2 protein-coding genes and 1 pseudogene are annotated in these 2,911 nt (G+C 71.3%); all 3 read right to left on the reverse strand.

Annotation, left to right across the window (positions count from 1 at the left end):
• A pseudogene (locus tag BH719_RS09995) lies at positions 1 to 398 on the reverse strand (tRNA pseudouridine(55) synthase TruB); the annotation flags it as partial.
• An 8-nt stretch (positions 399 to 406) separates the two neighbouring features.
• Positions 407 to 856, reverse strand: a complete 450-nt coding sequence (gene rbfA / locus BH719_RS02225) for a 30S ribosome-binding factor RbfA (RefSeq protein ID WP_009743112.1) — start codon at positions 854 to 856, stop codon at positions 407 to 409.
• A gap of 123 nt (positions 857 to 979) precedes the next feature.
• Positions 980 to 2,911: translation initiation factor IF-2 (gene infB, locus BH719_RS02230; RefSeq protein ID WP_009743113.1), on the reverse strand; the 1,932-nt coding region annotated here is incomplete at its 5' end.

The raw sequence follows: 2,911 nt of genomic DNA on the forward strand, positions 1-2,911 counted from the left end.
CGGCCGCCGACTTTGATCGCGGACACCGCCGAGGGCACCTGCATGATGTCCCCGCGCAGCCGTTCGAAGGCGGCGCCGAGGGCAGTGGCGTCCAGGTGGGAGCACCCGGGGGCGCTGGTGGTCTCGCCCTCGGCGTCGTCGGTGCGGGTGGAGGCCCCGAAGCGGATCGTCGCCTCGTAGGACTTCGTGTCCCCGCTCACCCAGGTGAGCAGTTTCGTCGCCTTCCCGATGCCCACGACGAGGACGCCCGTGGCCATCGGGTCGAGGGTGCCCGCGTGGCCCGCCTTCCGGGTGCGGGCGGTGCGGCGCACGCGCGAGACGGCGTCGTGGCTGGTGATCCCCTGCGGCTTGTCGATGACGACGAGGCCGGGGCGGGGGTTGTCGGGTCTGCGGGCCATCGCCGCGCTCAGTCCTCCCCGCGGGGGTCTTCCCCGTCCTCGTCGTCGTGGCGGTAGGGGTCCGCCTCCCCGGCGTAGGAGGCGCCCTGGGCGCGCTCGGCGATCGTCGCGTCCTTCGCCTTGGCCGCCGCGAGGGCGTCCTCGAGGGCGGCGGCCGACTCGGGCAGCGCGTCGGGGATGAACTCCAGGGTGGGGGTCAGGCGCAGGCCGAGGACCTTCCCCACCTGGGAGCGGAAGAGGCCGCGCGCCGACTCGAAGGCGCGGGCGGCCCCCGCCCTGGCCGCGTCGTCGCCGTAAACGGTGTAGAACACCGACGCGTGCTGCAGGTCCCCGGTGACGCGGGCGTCCGTGATCGTCACGAACTCCAGCCGGGGGTCCTTGACACGCCGTCCGATCATGGACGCGACCGTCTGCTGGACGCGTTCTTGCACTTTGCGCACGCGCGCTTCGTCTGCCATGGGAACCTCCGCATCATTGGCGCGCGCCCGCGTGCGCGCCGACTCCTCGCCCAATGGTACGAGATGGAGGCCAGGAACGCGGGGGCGGGGGCCGTGACCGGCCCCGCCCCCGCACCCGCTGCCTCAGTCGCGGGCCTTCTCGCGCATCTCCCAGGTCTCGATGACATCGCCCTCGGCGATGTCCTTGTAACCCAGGGTGATACCGCACTCGTAGCCCTCGCGGACCTCGGTGACGTCGTCCTTCTCGCGCCGCAGGGACGCGATCTCCAGGTTGTCGGCCACCACGACGCCGTCGCGCACCAGGCGGGCCTTGGCGCCCCGCCGGATCGTGCCGGAGCGGACGATGGAGCCGGCGATGTTGCCGAACTTGCCGGAGCGGAACACCTGGCGGATCTCGGCGCTCCCCAGCGCCACCTCCTCGTAGACCGGCTTGAGCATGCCCTTGAGGGCGGCCTCGATGTCGTCGATCGCCGAGTAGATGACGTTGTAGTACTTGATCTCGACGCCCTCGGCATCGGCCAGCTCGGCCACCCGCTCGGCGGGCCGGACGTTGAAGCCGATGATGACGGCGTTGTCGACCGTCGCCAGGTTGACGTCGTTCTGCGTGATCGCGCCGACGCCGCGGTGGATGATCCGCAGTGCGACCTCGTCGCCCACGTCGATGCGCAGCAGCGAGTCCTCCAGGGCCTCGACCGCGCCGGACACGTCACCCTTGATGACCAGGTTGAGGGTGTCGACCTCGCCCTCGGCCAGGACCTTGTCGAAGTCCTCCAGGGACACGCGCTTGCGGCGCTTGGCCAGCAGCGCCTGGCGCTCGGCGGCCTCCCGCTTGTCGGCGATCTGGCGGGCAGTGCGGTCGTCGGGCGCCACCAGGAAGGAGTCGCCCGCCCGGGGCACGGAGGTCAGGCCGAGCACGGCGACCGGGGTGGACGGGCCAGCCTCGGACACGTCCTTGCCCGTGTCGTCGAACATCGCGCGCACGCGCCCGTGGGAGGAGCCGACCACCAGGGAGTCGCCGACGCGCAGGGTACCACGCTGCACGAGCATGGTGGCGACCGCGCCGCGGCCCTTGTCCAGGTTCGCCTCGATGGCCACGCCGCGGGCGTCGGTCGTCGGGTTCGCCTCCAGGGTCAGGGCCGCGTCCGCCGTCAGCAGCACGGCCTCCAGCAGCTCGTGGATGCCCTTGCGCTGCTTGGCGGAGATGTCGACGAACATGACGTCGCCGCCGTACTCCTCGGCGACCAGGCCGTACTCGGTGAGCTGGGAGCGGATCTTGTCGGGATTCGCCCCGTCCTTGTCGATCTTGTTGACCGCCACGACGATCGGCACGTCGGCCGCCTGCGCGTGGTTGATGGCCTCGACCGTCTGCGGCATGACGCCGTCATCTGCCGCGACCACCAGGATCGCGATGTCGGTGACCTGCGCGCCGCGGGCGCGCATGGCGGTGAACGCCTCGTGGCCGGGGGTGTCGATGAAGGTGATGGGGCGCTTGCGGCCCTCGTGGTCGACCTTCACCTGGTAGGCCCCGATGTGCTGGGTGATGCCGCCGAACTCGGTGTCGACGACGTCGGTGTGGCGGATGGCGTCCAGCAGCTTCGTCTTGCCGTGGTCCACGTGTCCCATCACGGTGACGACCGGCGGGCGCGGGGCCATGTTCTCCAGGTCCTCGAGCTCCTCGGCCTCCAGGTCGATGTCGAAGGACTCCAGCAGCTCGCGGTCCTCGTCCTCCGGGGAGACGACCTTGACGTCGTAGCCGAGCTCGGCGCCCAGGGCCTCGAAGGTGTCCTGGTCCAGGGACTGCGTGGCAGTCGCCATCTCGCCGAGGGCGAAGAGGACGGTGACCAGGGCAGCTGGGTTGACGTTGATCTTCTCGGCCAGGTCCGCCAGCGAGGCGCCCTGCCGGATGCGGATCTGGGCGCCGCCGCCGCGCGGGATGGAGACGCCGCCGATGACGGGCGCGTTCTGCTGCTCGTACTCTTGGCGTTTCGCGCGCTTGGACTTGCGCCCGCGCTGGTTGCGCCCTCCCCCGCGTCCGAAGGCGCCCGGGGTCGCGCC

It is taken from the genome of Pauljensenia hongkongensis (assembly GCF_001746855.1).
Classification (GTDB): Bacteria; Actinomycetota; Actinomycetes; order Actinomycetales; family Actinomycetaceae; genus Pauljensenia; species Pauljensenia hongkongensis.

What these genes read in the sequence shown, in the direction of transcription:
- rbfA (WP_009743112.1), bottom strand. Translation starts at nt 856, where the DNA reads ATGGCAGACGAAGCGCGCGTGCGCAAAGTGCAAGAACGCGTCCAGCAG.